15 protein-coding genes are annotated in these 16,252 nt (G+C 69.4%); 6 read left to right on the top strand and 9 right to left on the bottom strand.

What is annotated here, in order from left to right; all coding sequences use genetic code 11:
• The first annotated feature begins 5 nt into the window (after nt 1–5).
• Both purF and purM read left to right on the top strand, forming a co-directional pair.
• On the top strand, nt 6–1,694 hold the full coding sequence (gene purF, locus ACZ5Z0_RS11170) for an amidophosphoribosyltransferase (protein ID WP_464108484.1): 1,689 nt from the start codon (nt 6–8) through the stop codon (nt 1,692–1,694).
• Nucleotides 1,691–2,860, top strand: coding sequence for a phosphoribosylformylglycinamidine cyclo-ligase (gene purM, locus ACZ5Z0_RS11165; protein ID WP_464108483.1), 1,170 nt, complete (start codon nt 1,691–1,693; stop codon nt 2,858–2,860). The genes purF and purM overlap by 4 nt, the downstream gene beginning before the upstream one ends.
• 125 nt (nt 2,861–2,985) lie before the next feature.
• Here the strand turns inward: purM and ACZ5Z0_RS11160 are convergent, their stop codons facing one another.
• Nucleotides 2,986–3,765, bottom strand: a complete 780-nt coding sequence (locus ACZ5Z0_RS11160; RefSeq protein ID WP_464108482.1) for a VOC family protein — start codon at nt 3,763–3,765, stop codon at nt 2,986–2,988.
• A gap of 318 nt (nt 3,766–4,083) precedes the next feature.
• Entirely contained in the window at nt 4,084–4,317 is a 234-nt protein-coding gene (locus tag ACZ5Z0_RS11155) for a DUF3073 domain-containing protein (protein ID WP_082492711.1), read from the bottom strand.
• Between the two features lie 484 nt (nt 4,318–4,801).
• Here ACZ5Z0_RS11155 and ACZ5Z0_RS11150 point away from each other — a divergent pair, with 484 nt between their 5' ends.
• On the top strand, nt 4,802–5,539 hold the full coding sequence (locus tag ACZ5Z0_RS11150; RefSeq protein ID WP_464108481.1) for a septum formation family protein: 738 nt from the start codon (nt 4,802–4,804) through the stop codon (nt 5,537–5,539).
• Here ACZ5Z0_RS11150 and ACZ5Z0_RS11145 read toward each other — a convergent pair.
• Complete coding sequence (locus ACZ5Z0_RS11145; RefSeq protein ID WP_464108480.1) at nt 5,511–6,278, bottom strand: VOC family protein; 768 nt, start codon at nt 6,276–6,278, stop codon at nt 5,511–5,513. The genes ACZ5Z0_RS11150 and ACZ5Z0_RS11145 overlap by 29 nt on opposite strands.
• Before the next feature lie 159 nt (nt 6,279–6,437).
• Between ACZ5Z0_RS11145 and ACZ5Z0_RS11140 the strand changes: the two genes are divergently transcribed.
• The gene (locus ACZ5Z0_RS11140) at nt 6,438–6,797 is read left to right on the top strand and encodes a VOC family protein (RefSeq protein WP_464108479.1); all 360 of its coding nucleotides are present in this window, start codon (nt 6,438–6,440) and stop codon (nt 6,795–6,797) included.
• Nucleotides 6,798–6,879: 82 nt separating this feature from the next.
• Here the strand turns inward: ACZ5Z0_RS11140 and clpB are convergent, their stop codons facing one another.
• Nucleotides 6,880–9,549 carry an ATP-dependent chaperone ClpB gene (gene clpB / locus ACZ5Z0_RS11135; protein WP_464108478.1) on the bottom strand — a complete coding sequence of 890 codons (2,670 nt, stop codon included), beginning with the start codon at nt 9,547–9,549 and terminating at the stop codon, nt 6,880–6,882.
• Nucleotides 9,550–10,031: 482 nt separating this feature from the next.
• Between clpB and ACZ5Z0_RS11130 the strand changes: the two genes are divergently transcribed.
• On the top strand, nt 10,032–10,550 hold the full coding sequence (locus ACZ5Z0_RS11130; protein WP_464108477.1) for a carboxymuconolactone decarboxylase family protein: 519 nt from the start codon (nt 10,032–10,034) through the stop codon (nt 10,548–10,550).
• A 28-nt stretch (nt 10,551–10,578) separates the two neighbouring features.
• Here ACZ5Z0_RS11130 and ACZ5Z0_RS11125 read toward each other — a convergent pair whose 3' ends face one another.
• From ACZ5Z0_RS11125 to ACZ5Z0_RS11105, 5 genes are read right to left on the bottom strand one after another with little or no spacing between them, the layout of a single operon-like run.
• Nucleotides 10,579–11,661, bottom strand: a complete 1,083-nt coding sequence (locus ACZ5Z0_RS11125) for an SDR family oxidoreductase (RefSeq protein ID WP_464108476.1) — start codon at nt 11,659–11,661, stop codon at nt 10,579–10,581.
• 39 nt (nt 11,662–11,700) lie between these two features.
• Nucleotides 11,701–12,750 carry a sulfate/molybdate ABC transporter ATP-binding protein gene (locus tag ACZ5Z0_RS11120; RefSeq protein WP_464108475.1) on the bottom strand — a complete coding sequence of 350 codons (1,050 nt, stop codon included), beginning with the start codon at nt 12,748–12,750 and terminating at the stop codon, nt 11,701–11,703.
• Nucleotides 12,747–13,580, bottom strand: coding sequence for an ABC transporter permease (locus ACZ5Z0_RS11115; protein ID WP_464108474.1), 834 nt, complete (start codon nt 13,578–13,580; stop codon nt 12,747–12,749). The genes ACZ5Z0_RS11120 and ACZ5Z0_RS11115 overlap by 4 nt, the downstream gene beginning before the upstream one ends.
• Nucleotides 13,577–14,347 (bottom strand): molybdate ABC transporter substrate-binding protein, encoded by a 771-nt coding sequence (modA, locus tag ACZ5Z0_RS11110; RefSeq protein ID WP_464108473.1) that lies wholly within the window; start codon nt 14,345–14,347, stop codon nt 13,577–13,579. Before modA ends, ACZ5Z0_RS11115 begins: the two co-directional genes overlap by 4 nt.
• A complete protein-coding gene (locus ACZ5Z0_RS11105; protein ID WP_464108472.1) occupies nt 14,344–14,754 on the bottom strand; it encodes a TOBE domain-containing protein in 411 nt (136 codons plus the stop codon). Before ACZ5Z0_RS11105 ends, modA begins: the two co-directional genes overlap by 4 nt.
• Before the next feature lie 162 nt (nt 14,755–14,916).
• Between ACZ5Z0_RS11105 and ACZ5Z0_RS11100 the strand changes: the two genes are divergently transcribed.
• A complete protein-coding gene (locus tag ACZ5Z0_RS11100) occupies nt 14,917–16,251 on the top strand; it encodes an FAD-binding oxidoreductase (protein ID WP_464108471.1) in 1,335 nt (444 codons plus the stop codon).
• The last annotated feature ends 1 nt before the right edge of the window (nt 16,252 follow it).

Below are 16,252 nucleotides of genomic sequence, written 5' to 3'. Positions count from 1 at the left end.
GACCAGTGGCACGCGGCGATGGAAAACTTTCTCATGATCTTCTCTCTGGCGAAAAAGGCCCGCAGGACGCATGTGGCGTCTTCGGGGTCTGGGCTCCCGGCGAAGAGGTAGCAAAACTCACCTATTACGGGCTGTACGCGCTGCAGCACCGTGGTCAGGAGTCGGCTGGCATAGCCACCAGCGACGGCAAACGCATCAACGTGTACAAGGACATGGGCCTTGTGTCCCAGGTCTTCGACGAGACCACGCTGAACACCCTGACCGGGCACCTGGCCGTCGGCCACTGCCGCTACTCCACCACCGGCGCGAGCCACTGGGCCAACGCCCAGCCCACCCTCGGCGCAACGGCCACCGGCACGGTCGCCCTGGCGCACAACGGCAACCTCACCAACACCGCCGAGCTCAAGGCCATGATCATGGACCGCAACGGCGGCCAGCTCAGCGGCGAAATGAAGCAGGGCAACACCTCGGACACCGCCCTGGTCACCGCCCTGTTGGAGGGCGAGGAGGGCAAGTCCCTCGAACAGACTTCCCTGGAACTGCTGCCCAAGATCAAGGGTGGCTTCTGTTTTGTCTACATGGATGAAGGCACCCTCTACGCCGCCCGCGACACCTACGGCATCCGCCCGCTGGTCCTCGGCCGGCTGGAGCGCGGCTGGGTCGTAGCCTCGGAACAGTCCGCCCTCGCCACCGTCGGCGCGAGCTTCATCCGCGAGATCGAACCCGGCGAATTCATCGCCATCGACGAACAGGGCGTCCGCTCCCAGCGCTTCGCCGACCCGACGCCGGCCGGCTGCGTCTTCGAGTACGTCTACCTCGCCCGCCCGGACGCCGCGATCGCCGGCCGCTCGGTCTACGAATCCCGCGTCGAGATGGGCCGCCAGCTGGCCCGCGAAAACACCCAGGAAGCGGACATCGTCATCCCGGTGCCGGAATCCGGCACCCCGGCCGCCGTCGGTTACGCCGAGGAATCCGGCATCCCCTTCGCGCACGGCTTCGTCAAGAACGCCTACGTGGGCCGCACCTTCATCCAGCCCTCGCAGACGCTGCGCCAGCTCGGCATCCGGCTCAAGCTCAACGCGCTGGAATCCGTCATCCGCGGCAAGCGCGTGGTGGTGGTGGACGACTCGATCGTCCGCGGCAACACCCAGCGCGCCATCGTGCGGATGCTCCGCGAGGCCGGCGCCGCCGCCGTGCACATCAAAATCTCCTCCCCGCCGGTGAAGTGGCCCTGCTTCTACGGCATCGACTTCGCCTCCCGCGCGGAACTGATCGCCAACGGCGCCACCATCGACGAGATCTCCCAGGCCATCGGCGCGGACTCGCTCGCCTACATCTCCGAGGACGGCATGATCGGCGCCACCCGGCAGCCGCGCGAACGCCTGTGCACGGCCTGCTTCACGGGCCAGTACCCGATCGAGCTGCCCGGCGCGGACAAGCTCGGCAAGAACCTGCTGGAGCGCACCGACTCTGTCGGACAGCTTGGCGGACTGCCCGCCGCCGGTACTTCTGCTGCCGACGCCGCCGCCGACGCCGCGTCCGACGCCGCCATCCCCGCCGACCAGGACCCCGCCGAGAAGGCCGGCGCCACCGGTTGCGATCCGGGACCTGACGCCGAATTCGAACAACTGCTCACCGACGCCGACCGCGTACCCGCCGACAAGCATGATGCCGACAAGAAAGAGCCAGTATGACTTCCGCCGCCCCGGCCGCTGACATGAACTCCGCCCAGAACACGGGCATCACCTACGCCTCCGCCGGGGTCGACGTCGAAGCGGGCGACCGCGCCGTCGAGCTCATGAAGGACGCCGTCAAGGCGACCCACAACTCCTCGGTGATCGGCGGCGTCGGCGGCTTCGCCGGCCTGTACGACGTGTCGAAGCTGCTGACCTACAAGCGGCCGCTGCTGGCCACCTCCACCGACGGCGTTGGCACCAAGGTCGCCATCGCCCAGGCCATGGACATCCACGACACCATCGGCTTCGACCTGGTGGGCATGGTGGTGGACGACATCGTGGTGGTGGGCGCCGAGCCGCTCTACATGACCGACTACATCGCCTGCGGCAAGGTCGTCCCGGAGCGCATCGCGGACATCGTGCGCGGCATCGCGGCCGCCTGCTCCGTCGCCGGCACCGCCCTGGTGGGCGGCGAAACCGCCGAACACCCGGGACTGCTCGGTGAACACGAGTACGACGTCGCCGGTGCAGCCACCGGCGTGGTCGAGGCCGAGTCCCTGCTGGGTCCGGAGCGGGTCCGCGCCGGGGACGTGGTGATCGGCATGGCCTCCTCCGGCCTGCACTCCAACGGCTACTCGCTGGTCCGCCGCGTCGTCAACCACGCCGGCTGGGCCCTGGACCGCCACGTCTCCGAATTCGAGCGCACCCTGGGCGAGGAACTCCTGGAACCCACCCGCGTGTACGCCGCCGACTGCCTGGACCTGGCCCGCACCTTCCCGGTGGACGGCTCCGCCGCCGGCCAGGCCGTGCACGGCTTCAGCCACGTCACTGGCGGAGGCCTGGCCGCCAACCTGGCCCGCGTCCTGCCGCAGGGCCTGCTGGCCACCGTGGACCGCGCCACCTGGGAACTGCCCGCCATCTTCAAGCTGGTCGCCGAGCTGGGCAACGTCCCGCTGGCCGACCTCGAGCGCACCCTCAACGTGGGCGTGGGCATGGTCGCGATCGTCTCCCCGGAGGCCGCCGACGCCGCGGTGAACCATCTCAACGCTCGCGGCCTGCCCTCCTGGATCATGGGCACCGTCGGGGAAAACTCCGACTCGGTTCTCAAGTCCGGCCCCGACTACGTCCAGGGCGCCAAGGGCGTCGACGGCGGCGCCGTCCGGATGGTCAACGCCTACGCCTAACCTCCACCGAGTGCTCCCTAAGTGCCGTCTAGCAGTTTCAAAACGGCGGTCGGGCCCACGCCGGCAGGGTTCCCTGGCCGAGCTTGCGCGGCTAGGGCGCCGGTGGGGAGCACTCGATTGGTTTTCTAAACCTCCAGGATGCTGAACACGCCGCCCTGCGGATCCGCCAGGGTGGCGACGGTTCCGGCTTCCTCGCCGTCCTCCGGTTCGACCAGCACCACGCCGCCCGCCGCACGCGCGGCGGCCACGGCGTCGGCCACGCTTGCGACGCCGAAGTACACCTGCCAGCCGGGCTCGAGGTTGGGCTCGGCCGCCGGGACCGTAGCGATCCCGGCCACCTCGGTTCCGTCCACCATCAGCGTCGTGTAGGTTCCGCCGTCGTCCTGCGGGTATTCGGTCACCTCATGGCCCAGCAGCTGCTGGAAGAAGCCGACGGCGGCCTGCGGCTCGGGCGTCAGCAGCTCGACCCAGGCCAGGGCTCCGGGCTCCTCGGTGCGTGCCGCGCCGAAGTGGCTGTCCGCCTGCCAGGCCCCGGTGGTCCCTCCCCCGGGCGGGGAAAAGAAGACCATAACGCCGGTGCCCTCGACGGCTTCCGGGCCGAGTTCCAGGCTCCCGGCCGCATGTGGCACCTCGGCAGCGAGCCCGGCGGCGTCGTCGACGGCGAAGTAGACGTTCCACTGGCCCGGTGCCCCCGCCCGTTGCTGCTGAGGGTTCTGCGGCGCGATCACCGTCACCAACTCTTGGCCCAGGAACGCCTTGGCATAGCTGCGACCGTCGGGAGTAGGCAGGTCCTCGTACCTCCAGCCGAAGAGGGCTGCGTAGAAGTCCTTGGCCGCCGCGACATCCGACGTCTGGAGATCGGCCCAGCAGACCTCACCTTCGGAGAACCCCGATCGAATGGCCATGGCAGTCCTTCCGAGAGAACGCCGGGCACTCCGGCACATCCAAACTAGCCTGCGGCCCAGGGGGCGGCAACCGACGCACGTACGCCGATTCGACGGTTCCCTGCCGGTAAGACGCTCACAAACGTCGAGTGGGCGCGGAACCGTCTAAACGGCGCGGTGGGGGCGGTGAGGGGCGGTGGGGGCGGTGAGGGGAGGGCGCGGCGGCGGAGGGGCGGACGCAAGAAACCCGCCGGGCACGCCCCGGGCGGGGTGTGGCCGGCGGGCCTGAAAAACATGGCCGGGTCCCTAGCCTGCGGGGGAACCCGGAGAGAGTGGCGACTAACCTATCCGACGGGAATCTACCTCGTCGTCGTCCTCTTCCACATCGTCCGCGTACTTATCCACATAAGCCGAATAGTCCGGCTCAACGGGCTCACTCGAGAAACGACTCGGTGCACGACCCTCGGAGCTCTTCAGCTCACGCTGAAGCGCAGAGTAGTCAGTGTTCGGGGAATAGTACTTAATATCCCGAGCCTGCTTGGTAGCTTTTGCCTTTTGACGGCCGCGCCCCATGGCGTGACCCCCTTTTGTACTCGGACCGGAGGTGGTCACCTTTTGGCGATCGGTGAGGCCCCGGAATGTTTGGTCAATTTGTCGTACACCTAGATTACATGCTTTCGGCCGGTACTGCTCGCCGGCCCGGCCGCTGTGGACGGCGTCACCGTGCAGGCTGGGCCTCCCGCCCCGGCCGCCGGGCCGCGGCTTGGGCCCCGGCCCACACCGCGGCCCGCGCGCTTCTTCGATAGAGTCTCTTGACGGGCTCCCGCCAACGGGGCTTCGAGCCGGACGTCCAGCCCCGGCGCAACGCATGGAAGAGGTGATTTCCCGAGTGACCGAAAGGCCTGAGAGCAACGAGAACGCCAGGCTCGGCGATGCAGGAATGCCTGACGTTCCGCGCACCGGCGACACCGGCGATCGCGCGGCAACGACCCCGCCGACGCGCCATCCCTCTTCCGTCCACATCCCGCCGCGGCCTTCGGCTCCGCCGACGTCGGCGATGCCGCAAGTCCGCCCGACGCAAGTCCGCCCGAACCGTAAACCGGCCTCCGGCGCCGCCCAGTTCGGCAAGCTCCTTTCGGCCAGGACGGCGAAGCTGCGGGGTTCAAAGCGCTCGGCGGGCACCCCAGGGCCGGCCGGCACCCAGGGGCCAGCCGGCAACCTGTGGGCCGGCATCCAACGGCTGGGCCGCACCCTGTGGGCCGGCGCCCAGCGCTTGGGCCTGGCGAAGGTGGGCGCGGCCCTCGCCGCCGTCGTGGTGCTCGGCCTGGTGATCTGGTGGCTGACCGCCTTGGGCGCAGCCAAACAGCAGCCGGCCGCCGGCACCTCGCCCGCACCGGCCGCGTCCTCGTCGGGTACCCCCGCGGCCCGTGGGGCGCTGCCGCTGGAGGGGGTCAACCCCATGGACTTCCGGCTCGGCGACTGCTTCAAGGACTTCGACCCGAATTCCCCGACGTCCACGGTCGTGGCGTGCGATACCGGACACTCGGCGCAGTTGGTGGCCATCGAGTCCTACGCCGCCTCGGACGCCTACCCCGGCCGTGATCCGCTGAAGCAGAAAGCGCTCGACGCGTGCAAGGCAGCCCTGCTGACCGACAAGTCCAGCGACTACATGCTCAGCTACAAGCTTGCCTACCCCAGCTCTTCCAGCTGGGGCACCGGCGACCGGCGGGTGGATTGCTACGTCGCCGCGGACGCCGGAAACGTCATCATGGAATCCCTGCTGCCGCAGCGCTGACCGCAACGACGCCGCCTTGCGGGTCCTTGATCACGGCGCTCCGAAATCCCGGAGCATCCGCCGGCGCCATCAAGACGCCACCGCCCAGGGCAACAGCACGCTCAGCAGTGGCGTCGGCGTCGCGGACCGCGAAGTTGACGCTCCAATGCGGCGGAACCTCGACGCCGTCGGTGGCCGCCACGACGGCCACGACGCGGTCGGAGAGGAGCCAAAGTGAATAGGGAGCGTCAGGCACCGCTTTGAGCTCCCAGCCGAACATGGCTCCGTAGAAGGCCTGGGCCTGTCCCACGTCGGGGGCGTGGAGCGAGCTCATGGCCCAGCAGTTCGGCTCGTCGGCCAGCTCGACCCCGTCGGCCGCACCCGACTGCCGCAGGCAGAACGGGACGCCGGCAGCGTCGGCGAGCACCGCAAATCGTGCCTCGGGGCCGTCGTCAGCCGGCCCGAGGCGCTTGCCTCCTGCCCGCTCGGCGCGAGCCAGGGATTCCCCGAGGTCATGGACGCGGACGTGGGTGAGCCAGCCAGGCGGAGACTGCGGCGGGGCCTGCCCGATGCCGGCCACCAACTGCCCGCGAAGGCGCGCGCTGTAGTAGTCGCCGTCGAGACCGGACGGCATCGGGACCGGGTCGTCGAACGTCCATCCGAAGAGCTGGCCGTAGAAGTCCTTCGCGGCCCGGGGATCGGGCTGCCAGGTGTCGACCCAGCACGGCGCACCGACGGAGGAGGTGTCGCGCGCCGTCATGGAAGACGTCCTTTCGGCCGGGCTGGATTCGGCCGGATCATTGTGACCTGCACCGGCATCTTCGGGCAAGGTCTGCCTGCATCCGGCATCTTCGGGCAAGGTCTGCCTGCATCCGGCATTTCCGGTGCGGTCCGTCGGAAATGGTCCTAGAGTGTCGCCATGGCTATCGCACGCTTCCCGGTCGTTGTACTGGACTGCCCTGATCCCAAGTCCCTGGCCGAGTTCTACGGCGCCCTGCTGGATTGGAAGGTGGAGCAGGACGACGACGACTGGTGCTCCATCCGCGCTGACTACGGTGATTCGCTGAGCTTCCAGAAGGTCGAGTCCTACACGCCGCCGCAGTGGCCCGGCCAGGACGTCCCACAACAGATGCATCTCGACTTCGTGGTTGATGACCTCGATGCCGCCGAGTCCGCGGCGCTTGAACTGGGCGCGAGGAAGCACGGGCATCAGCCGGGGACAACCTTCCGGGTCTTCCTGGACCCGGCCGGCCATCCGTTCTGCCTCTGCCTCGGCTGATGCCCGCCTAACAGCAGCCAGCAAAAGGGGCCGCCAGCCGCACAACGCGGATGGCGGCCCTCTGCCGGCGGCCCGGCGGCACCTACTCCTTGCGGCGCACCGAGAGGCCGCTGCCGGTGGAGGCCCCGCCGTCGGGCCGCGCGGACACGTCCGGGCCGCCCATGGTGAGCTCAAACAGGTCGGGCGCGGTGTCCACCAGCACGGTGTCCCCGTCGGCGATCTCGCCGGCCAGGATGGACTTGGCCAGCCGGTCGCCGATCTCCCGCTGCACCAGGCGGCGCAGCGGCCGGGCCCCGTAGGCGGGGTCGTAGCCCGTGACGGCCAGCCAGGCGCGGGCGCCCTCCGTGACTTCCAGGTTGAGCCGGCGTCCCTTGAGCCGTTCGCCGAGCTCCTTGACCTGCAGCTCCACGATCTCGGCGAGTTCTTCGACGCTTAGCGGGTCAAAGAGCACCACTTCGTCGAGCCGGTTCAGGAACTCGGGCTTGAAGGAGGCGTGCACCGTGGCCATGACCGCGTCCCGCTTGGCGTCGGCGTCTAGGTTCGGGTCCACGAGGAACTGGCTGCCCAGGTTGGAGGTCAGGACCAGGATCACGTTGCGGAAGTCCACGGTGCGGCCCTGGCCGTCGGTGAGGCGGCCGTCGTCGAGCACCTGCAGGAGGATGTCGAAGACCTCCGGGTGGGCTTTCTCCACCTCGTCGAGCAGCACCACGGAGTACGGCCGACGGCGGACGGCCTCGGTCAGCTGGCCGCCTTCCTCGTAACCGACGTAGCCCGGAGGCGCCCCGACCAGGCGGGCCACAGAGTGCTTCTCCGAGTACTCCGACATGTCGATCCGAACCATGGCCCGTTCGTCGTCGAAGAGGAAGTCGGCCAGCGACTTGGCCAGCTCGGTCTTGCCGACGCCGGTGGGTCCCAGGAACAGGAAGGAGCCGGTGGGCCGGTTGGGGTCGCTGATCCCGGCGCGGGCGCGGCGCACGGCGTCGGACACCGCGGTGACGGCCTTGCTCTGGCCGATCAGCCGCTCGCCGAGAACATGCTCCATCTCCAGCAGCTTTTGGCTCTCGCCCTGCAGCATCCGGCCAGCGGGGATGCCGGTCCAGGCGGAGATCACCTCGGCGATGTCATCAGCGGTGACCTCGTCGGCCACCATCAGGTCCTGCTTGGCCCCGCCGCCGGCCACCCGGGCCGATTCGGCCTCGGCGGCCGCGTTCAGTTCACGCTCCAGGGCCGGGATCTCGCCGTACAGCACCCGCGACGCCGTCTCCAGGTCGCCCTCGCGCTGCGCCTTGTCCGCGGCGGACCGCAGTTCGTCCAGCTTGGCCTTGAGGTCGCCGACGTGGTTCAGGCCGGCTTTTTCCGCTTCCCAGCGGGCGTTGAGCCCCGCCAGCTCTTCCTTCTTGTCGGCCATGTCGGCGCGCAGGGCGGCGAGCCGCTCCACCGAGGCGGCATCGGTCTCGCCCGCCAGCGCAAGCTCCTCCATGGTGAGCCGGTCCACCTGGCGCCGCAGCTGGTCGATTTCCTCCGGGGCGGAGTCGATCTCCATGCGGAGGCGGGAGGCGGCTTCGTCCACGAGGTCGATCGCCTTGTCGGGCAGCTGCCGGCCGGTGATGTAGCGGTTGGACAGCGCGGCGGCGGCCACGAGGGCGGAGTCGGCAATGGCTACCTTGTGGTGCGCCTCGTAGCGTTCCTTGAGGCCGCGCAGGATGCCGATGGTGTCGTCCACGCTGGGCTCGCCGACGAAGACCTGCTGGAAGCGGCGTTCCAGCGCCGGGTCCTTTTCGATGTTCTCGCGGTATTCGTCCAGGGTGGTGGCGCCGATCAGCCGGAGCTCGCCGCGGGCCAGCATGGGCTTGAGCATGTTGCCGGCGTCCATCGAGCTGTCGCCGGAGGCACCGGCGCCCACCACGGTGTGGATTTCGTCGATGAAGGTGACGATTTGGCCCTCGGAGCTCTTGATCTCCTCGAGTACGGCCTTGAGCCGCTCCTCGAATTCGCCGCGGTATTTGGCGCCGGCCACCATCGAGGCGAGATCCAGGGCGATCAGGGTTTTGCCGCGCAGGCTCTCCGGTACGTCGCCGGCCACGATCCGCTGGGCCAGGCCTTCTACGACGGCGGTCTTGCCGACGCCGGGCTCGCCGATGATCACCGGGTTGTTCTTGGTGCGGCGGCTCAGGACCTGGATGATCCGGCGGATCTCGGCGTCGCGTCCGATCACCGGATCCAGCTTGCCGGAGCGCGCGATCGCGGTCAGGTCGGTGCCGAATTTCTCCAGCGCCTGGAAGGTGTTTTCGGGGTCCGCGTTGTCCACCTTGCGGTCGCCGCGGACCCCCGGCAGGGCCGCGAGCAGCGCCTCGTGGGAGGCCCCGGCGTCCCGGAGCAGCCGGCCGACGTCGTCGTTGCCGGACGCGAGGCCCAGCAGCAAATGCTCGGTGGAAACGAAGGTGTCGCCCAGGCGCTCTGCCTCGTTCTGGGCGTTCTTGATGGCGTTCATCGCCGCTCGGGACAGCTGGGCCTGCTGCACGGAACTGCCCGAGGTTGAGGGCAGCGCCTTGATCGCCGAGCTCGCCTGGACACTGACGGCGTCGGGGTCCGTGCCGGTGGCGCGAAGCAGCGCGACGGCGACCCCCTCGCGCTGGTCCATGAGGGCCTTGAGCAGATGCGCCGGTTCCAGTTGCGGGTTTCCGGCCGTCGAGGCGTTCATGGCGGCTGCCGAAAGAGCCTCCTGGCTCTTGGTGGTGAATTTGGCGTCCAAAGAGAGCTCCTTCCGGGATGAGACTATCGTCAAAGTTGAGTCTAGCCCGCTCAACTTTGGATTCGGCCCCTTTGGCTCCATGTTTGCCCACGGCGAAACCGCTGTCTAGTGCCACAGGCCCCCGGGGGATGCGGCGCGCTCCCGGGCTGAGGGACATGCGCTGGCGGACTTGCCCATCCTGTGCCATCCTGGACGCGGGCCGCTGGACATGCCCACCCTGGGCGCTGAACTGGTCCCCGGAAGTTGGACTTGGATTTCCATTTCTGATTCCGGGGACCAGTTCAAGCCGAGCAATGGGCATGCCCGCTTGCGGGGCCGAAGGATGGGCATGTCCGTCATAAAGAAGCGATCCGGCGGTCGGCTCCCCCAAGGAACCGACCACCGGATCGAATAATGGCTACGCATAAAGTCTGTCACACGTTTGACAAGTTTGTCACACGCCGCGCGGGCGGGGCTGGCCGGACCTCTGTACGCTGGGACGCATGAGTGAGACTTCGACCCCCGAGCACGGCCGGCGCAGCGTCTTCCTGGATAAAGAGCACCCCGCGGCATGGCGGGCGCTCAACGGGCTGGGCCTCAAAGTCAAGGAATCCGCCACCGAGGCAGGCCTGGACGAGACGTTGATCGAGTTGCTGAACGTGCGCATCTCGCAGATCAACGGCTGCGCTTTCTGCCTGGACCTGCACGTGGGGGACGCCGTCAAGAACGGCGAATCGGCCCAGCGCCTGGCGGTACTCCCGGCCTGGCGTGACACGGACCTTTTCACCGAGAAGGAACGTGCCGCGCTGACCCTGGCCGAGGCCATCACCAACATCTCCGACGCCGCCGCCCGCGAGCACGAGGGCCGCCTGGCGCGCAAACACCTCAGCGACGCCGAATTTTCCGCCATTAGTTGGCTCGCCATTACGATGAACGCCTTCAACCGCGTCTCGATCGTCAGCCAGCACCCGGTCCGCAACAAGGCCAGGGAAACCAAGGACCAAAGCACTCAGCCCGGGTAGTCTTCGGACCACCGAGCACGGCCAGGTGTCAGGGGATCAGCCGGTCCGCCCGGAGCCGGTCGAACAGCCCCGTGAACGAGTCCAGGGTCCGGCGGTATCCGGTGAAGCCAGCGAGGCGGCTCTTGCTCATATCGGCCAGCACCTCGATGTTTCGCCCCAGATCGCCGTCGGTGTGCCACCACGTGGAAACCCGCGCGAGGTCCGGCTCGGCGAGCCCGTGCCCGGCGGGCATGTCCGCCCACACCCCTTCCATGCCCCGCATTTGCTCTTCGAGCGGCCGGGGCTCTTTCTCGAAACCGACGGCCTCGACGCCGAAGTAGGCGGCCAGGCGCGGCCACATCCAGCGCCAGCGGAAGACGTCGCCGTTGACGATGTTGTAGGCCTGGTGGCCCGCTGACTCCGCCGTGGCGGCCCAGACCATGTGTTCTGCCAGCAGCCCGCTGTCGGTCATGTCGGTGAGGCTGTTCCATTGCGTCTCGGAGCCGGGGAAGATGAACGGCCGGTTCAGTTCCTTGCAGATCGACGCCTGCACCGCGAGGGTGAGCCCCATGTTCATGGCGTTGCCCACCGCGTGGCCAATCACCGTGTGGGCGCGGTGAACCGACCAGCTGAATCCCTGGCGTTCCGCTGCGGCCCACAGTTCGTCTTCCTGGGCGTAGTAGAAGTTGGGCACCGGCAGCCGGGGCTCCTCCTCGTGGAAGGGCGTGTCCGGCATCTCCCCCGCGGCATAAGCCTCGAACGGGCCCAGATAGTGCTTCAGCCCGGTCATCAGGGCCACATGCTTCACCGGGCTGCCCTGCAGCGCGTTGAGCAGGTTCCGCAGCAGCGCGGCGTTGACGTCGATGTTTTCGCGTTCCGTGTCCTGCCGCGACCACGCTGTGAAGAACACGTGGGTCGGGTTTTCTCCGGCGAGCGCGGCCGCGAGGCTCTCCGGAGAAGTGAGGTCCGCACTGACGGGCCGCACACCGGGGCGGGCAACGCCGCCGCGGGACATGGCCAGGACATCCCTGCCTGTTTCCGCAAGGAGAGCGACGAGGGCGGAGCCGGCGATGCCGCTGGCTCCGACCACCAGAGCGGTGCGTCCATGGGCCGGGGCTGGATTGTGCTGCACGTGATTTCCTCCTGGTTGCGGGGCAAGCCTCTCTCCACCCTAGGCCGGGTAGATCGACACCGCGGCCGCCTTGACCACAAAGTAGGCCCGCACCCCCGGCGCCAGGCCAAGATCGGCCGACGCGGCGGGGGTGACGTCCGCGGACAGCTCACCGGCCCGGACGCGGATCTGGTCACCGCGCGGTTCCAGGTCGGTGACGGTGACCGGGAAGGAGTTGCGCGGGCTGCCGTGCGCTTCGTCGAGGAAAACGGAGACGGCCGACGGCGGGAAGGCCGCCACGCCGCTCTGGCCGGGAACCGGCGGATCCTCATGCCGGCCGGCGAAGTCCTGGCCCGTGGCCGTCCGGAGCCCCGCCCGGGTGACGGTGCCGGCCACTAGGTTCAGCCCGGCGAGGCCTGCGGCGAAGCGGCTGCGGGGCCGCTGCAGCACGTCCCGGGTGGGGCCGTCCTCGGTGATCCGGCCCTCCTCCAGCACGATCACCCGGTCGGCGAGCATGTAGGCGTCCAGCACATCGTGCGTAACGATGATGGCCCGGCGCCGGGCCAGGACCCGCTTCAGCAGGCGCCGCAGCAGCGGGGCCGCGTGGACGTCGAGGGCAGCCATCGGCTCGTCCAGCAGCAGCAGTCCCGGGTCGGCGGCCAGCGCCCTGGCCACGGCCACCCGCTGGGCCTGGCCCCCGGAGAGTTCCGCGGGCCGACGGCCGGCAAGATCCGAGGCGTCGACCTCCGCCAGCCAGCCCCTGGCCGCTTGCCTCGCCTGGGCCCGTGGGACGCCGGTGCTCCGGGGACCGAACGCAACGTTTTCGAGCGCGTTCAGGTGCGGGAACAGCAGCGGTTCCTGGGCCAGCAGGGCGGTGCCGCGGCGGTGCGGCGGGGTCCAGGTGCTCTGCCCGGGCCCGAGCTCGAAGAGGACCCGTCCGTCCACCTCCGCCCGGCCGGCATCGGGGCGGAGCAGGCCGGCCACCACGGAGAGCAGGGTGGACTTTCCGGCCCCGTTCGGCCCAAGCACCGCCACGGTCTCCGCTTCCCCTAGGATCAGCGAGACGTCAAAGCCGCGGTCAGCGACGGCGGCGTCGAACGTGAACGTCATGGCCGTTCCCGCTCGGCCGCCGCAGGGCTGGCTGCCGGGCGCCCGGCGGGCGAGGGGCCGCGGTAGCTCAGCCCGACGACGATGACCGCCACCGCGACGAGCAGCAGCGAGAGCGCGACGGCGGCGTCGGCGTCGGTTTCGCGCTGCAGGTAGATCTCCAGCGGCAGGGTGCGGGTGACGCCCTGGAGGCTGCCGGCGAAGGTGAGGGTGGCGCCGAACTCGCCGAGGCTGCGGGCGAAGGAGAGGACCGCTCCGGAGGCGAGGCCGGGCAGCACCAGCGGCACGGTGACACGGCGCAGCACCGTGGTGGGGCGGGCGCCGAGGGTGGCGGCCACGGCTTCGTACCGGCTTCCGGCGGAGCGGAGGGCACCCTCGAGGCTGACCACGAGGAACGGCAGCGCCACAAAAGCCTGGGCGAGCACCACCGCCGTCGTCGAGAACGCGACCTGGATCCCGGCGACCTCGAGGCTCCGGCCCAGCAGCCCCTGCCGGCCGAAGGTATAGAGCAGCGCGATGCCGCCCACCACCGGCGGCAGCACCAGCGGCAGCAGCACGAAGGAGCGCAGCAGCCGCTGGCCCGGGAAGTCAGCCCGGGCCAGCACCAGGGCCAGCGGGACCCCGAGGAGCACACAGAGCGCGGTGCTCACCGCGGCCGTCCGCAGGCTCAGTCCCAGGGCGGTGAGCGAGGCGTCCGAGGTCAGGAGCGGGATGAACAGTGCCCACTTGACCCGTGCCACCATGGCCGCGAGCGGCAGCAGGATAAACAGCGCCCCGGCCGCGGCGATACCCAGCACCCAGCGCGGAATGCCGCTGTAGCCGTGCCGCGTCACGGGCGCCCGAAGCCCGCGTCGGCGAGGATCTTCTGCCCCTCGGAACCGGTGACCAGGGCAACGAAGGCCGCCGCGAGCTCCTTGTTCCTGCTCGTCTTTACCCCGGCAATCGGATATTTGTTGACCGCATAGGCGGACTCGGGGAAGGCGATCCCCTTGACCTTGTCTCCGGCGGCCTTGACGTCGGTGACGTAGACGAGCCCGGCGTCGGCCTCCCCGGAGGTGACCTTGCCCAGCACATCCGTGACGGCGGATTCTTCGCTGACCGGCTTCAGCGCCACGCCGGCCCTGCCCGCAATCGTTGCGGCGGCCGCACCGCAGGGGACCTGGGCCGCGCAGACCACCAGCCTGGTCCCCGGCCGGGCCAGATCGGCGAAGGAGCCGATGTGCGCGGGGTTGGCCGGCGGGACGGCGATGGCCAGGACGTTGCTGGCGAAGTCGCTGGGAGCAGCCTCCAACAGGGCGGCGTCCGCGACTTTGGCCATATTTTTCCGGTCCGCAGAGGCGAAGACATCCGCCGGGGCGCCCTGGCCGAGCTGGGTGGCGAGGTCGGCGGAGCCGGCGAAGCTGAGCGCGACCCTGGTCCCGGGGTGACTGGTCTCAAACTCCCGGGCCAACGCCGTGAACGGCGCCTTCAGCGACGCCGCGGCGAACACCGTCAGGGTTTTGCCGGTCCCGCTCCCGCCGTCGGGGGCGGCACAGCCGGCGGCAGCGGCCGCCAGAACTCCCGCCAGCAGGAGCGCGGCTGCCTTCCCGGGCCGTCTCATATCAAGGCCCTTACGTGCGGGCTTTCGATGATCACCGTCGTGGCCTTGACGACGGCGGTGGCCACCGAGCCGAGTTCCAGGCCCAGTTCGCGGACTGCCTCGCTGCTCATTAGGGAGACCACCCGGAACGGACCGCACTGCAGTTCCACCTGGGCCATGACGGTGTCCGCGGTGATGGCGGTGACCAGTCCGACAAAACGGTTCCGGGCCGAGCTCCCGGCCCGGGCCGGGTCATCCGGAAGTTTCGCCTGTTCCCGGGCGAGGGTGGCGAGCTCCAGACCGTCGACCGCGAGCCGGCCCGACTCATCCCTGAGCGGCGTCAGGCTGCCGTTCTCGGTCCAGCGACGGACAGTGTCGTCGCTGACGCCGAGGAACCGCGCGGCTTCGGAGACGCGAATACGAGTCATACGGACACTGTAGTCCGTATTTGCGTCAATCTACTCGACCAAAGCCCATCATCTTCGGGACACGCCGGTTGCGGCGGGAAGCGGGAAGCTGTAGCCCGGCCGGTCCATCAGCCGTACGATTTTGGGGTGGGGTGGAGCCGCGGTCGGCTAGGGAGCACTGCCATGAAATGGGTCGGGCCGGACAGCACGGACTATGACGAAATTCGAAAACTCTTCAACGCGATGATCGACCGGCGCCCGGCCGTCATCGCCCAATGCGCGGATGCAGCCGACGTGGCCGATGCCTTGGCCTACGCCCGGGACAACAGCCTCGACGTCGCGGTCCGGGCCGGCGGCCATTCCGTGGCCGGCATGTCCACCAACGACGACGGACTGGTGGTGGATGTCCGGCCGATGAAGTCCATCACGGTGGACCGGGAGAACCAGACTGTCTCGGTGGGGGCCGGCGTCAACTGGGGCGAGTTCGACCGCGCCACCCAGGAACACGGCCTCGCCACCACCGGCGGACGGGCCTCCAGCACCGGGGTGGCCGGATTCACCCTCGGCGGCGGCTCGGGGTGGCTGGAACGCTCGTTCGGCTTCGCCTGCGACAACCTGCTGTCGGTGGAGCTCGTGACGGCGGCGGGCGAACGGGTCACCGCAAGCGCGCAGGAGAACCCCGAACTCTTCTGGGCGCTGCACGGCGGCGGCGGGAACTTCGGCGTCGCCACCGCCTTTACCTTCCGGCTGCACGAGCTGGGGCCCACGGTGCAGGCCGGCCTGATGCTCTGGCCCGGAGCCGCCTCCGCCGACCTCGCGCGTGCCTACCGGGACCTCTCGCTGGCCGCGCCGGACGCCGTCGGCAGTGCCCTCGTCTACCTGACGGCGCCGCCGGAACCTTTTGTCCCGGAGGACATGGTCGGCCAGCAGGCGGTTGGCCTCGCCTACCTCTACGCCGGCGATCCGGCTGCCGGGGCGGAGCACGCGGCCCCGTTCCGCGAGCTGGGCCCGGCAGTGGACCTGGTCGGCGACATGAACTACGCCGACTTCCAGTGCATGATCGACGACCCGCCCAACCTCTACAACTACTGGAGTGCGGACTACCACGACGAGCTGCCGGACGCAGCCCTGGACGTAATCGTGGACTCGGCGCGGCACCTTCCGGGCGCGCACTCCCAGCAGCTCGTCGCCCGCTGGGGCGGCGCGGTCGCGGGACCGGCCGCAGCCGGCACGCCGCTGCAGAACCGCGGCGCCAAGTGGGTCACCCACCCCTTCGGCATCGAGGAGACGCCGGAGGGCGGCCAGGAGGCCAAAGCCTGGGTGAAGAGGTTCCGCCAGGACATCGCCCCGTACGCCAACGGCGGCGTGTGGCTGAACTTCGTCGGGGACGAGGGCGCGGAGCGCGTGCGGGCGGCCTTCGGCGAGGACAACTACGCCCGGCTGGCCCGGGTAAAGCGCGAGTTTGATCCGGGCAACGTCTTCCGCGGCAACCAGAACATCCTGCCGTCCGCCTCGTAGA

Source organism: Arthrobacter sp. T2-23, assembly GCF_055398325.1.
Note: the sequence above shows the minus strand (reverse complement) of the source record. Positions and strands in the feature narration are given on the sequence as shown.

Bases quoted from the DNA above. Each gene is read 5' to 3' on its own strand.
- purM (WP_464108483.1), top strand. From the start codon at position 1,691: ATGACTTCCGCCGCCCCGGCCGCTGACATGAACTCCGCCCAGAACACG.
- ACZ5Z0_RS11160 (WP_464108482.1), bottom strand. From the start codon at position 3,765: ATGGCCATTCGATCGGGGTTCTCCGAAGGTGAGGTCTGCTGGGCCGAT.
- ACZ5Z0_RS11155 (WP_082492711.1), bottom strand. From the start codon at position 4,317: ATGGGGCGCGGCCGTCAAAAGGCAAAAGCTACCAAGCAGGCTCGGGAT.
- ACZ5Z0_RS11150 (WP_464108481.1), top strand. From the start codon at position 4,802: ATGCCGCAAGTCCGCCCGACGCAAGTCCGCCCGAACCGTAAACCGGCC.
- ACZ5Z0_RS11145 (WP_464108480.1), bottom strand. From the start codon at position 6,278: ATGACGGCGCGCGACACCTCCTCCGTCGGTGCGCCGTGCTGGGTCGAC.
- ACZ5Z0_RS11140 (WP_464108479.1), top strand. From the start codon at position 6,438: ATGGCTATCGCACGCTTCCCGGTCGTTGTACTGGACTGCCCTGATCCC.
- ACZ5Z0_RS11130 (WP_464108477.1), top strand. From the start codon at position 10,032: ATGAGTGAGACTTCGACCCCCGAGCACGGCCGGCGCAGCGTCTTCCTG.
- ACZ5Z0_RS11120 (WP_464108475.1), bottom strand. From the start codon at position 12,750: ATGACGTTCACGTTCGACGCCGCCGTCGCTGACCGCGGCTTTGACGTC.
- modA (WP_464108473.1), bottom strand. From the start codon at position 14,347: ATGAGACGGCCCGGGAAGGCAGCCGCGCTCCTGCTGGCGGGAGTTCTG.
- ACZ5Z0_RS11105 (WP_464108472.1), bottom strand. From the start codon at position 14,754: ATGACTCGTATTCGCGTCTCCGAAGCCGCGCGGTTCCTCGGCGTCAGC.
- ACZ5Z0_RS11100 (WP_464108471.1), top strand. From the start codon at position 14,917: ATGAAATGGGTCGGGCCGGACAGCACGGACTATGACGAAATTCGAAAA.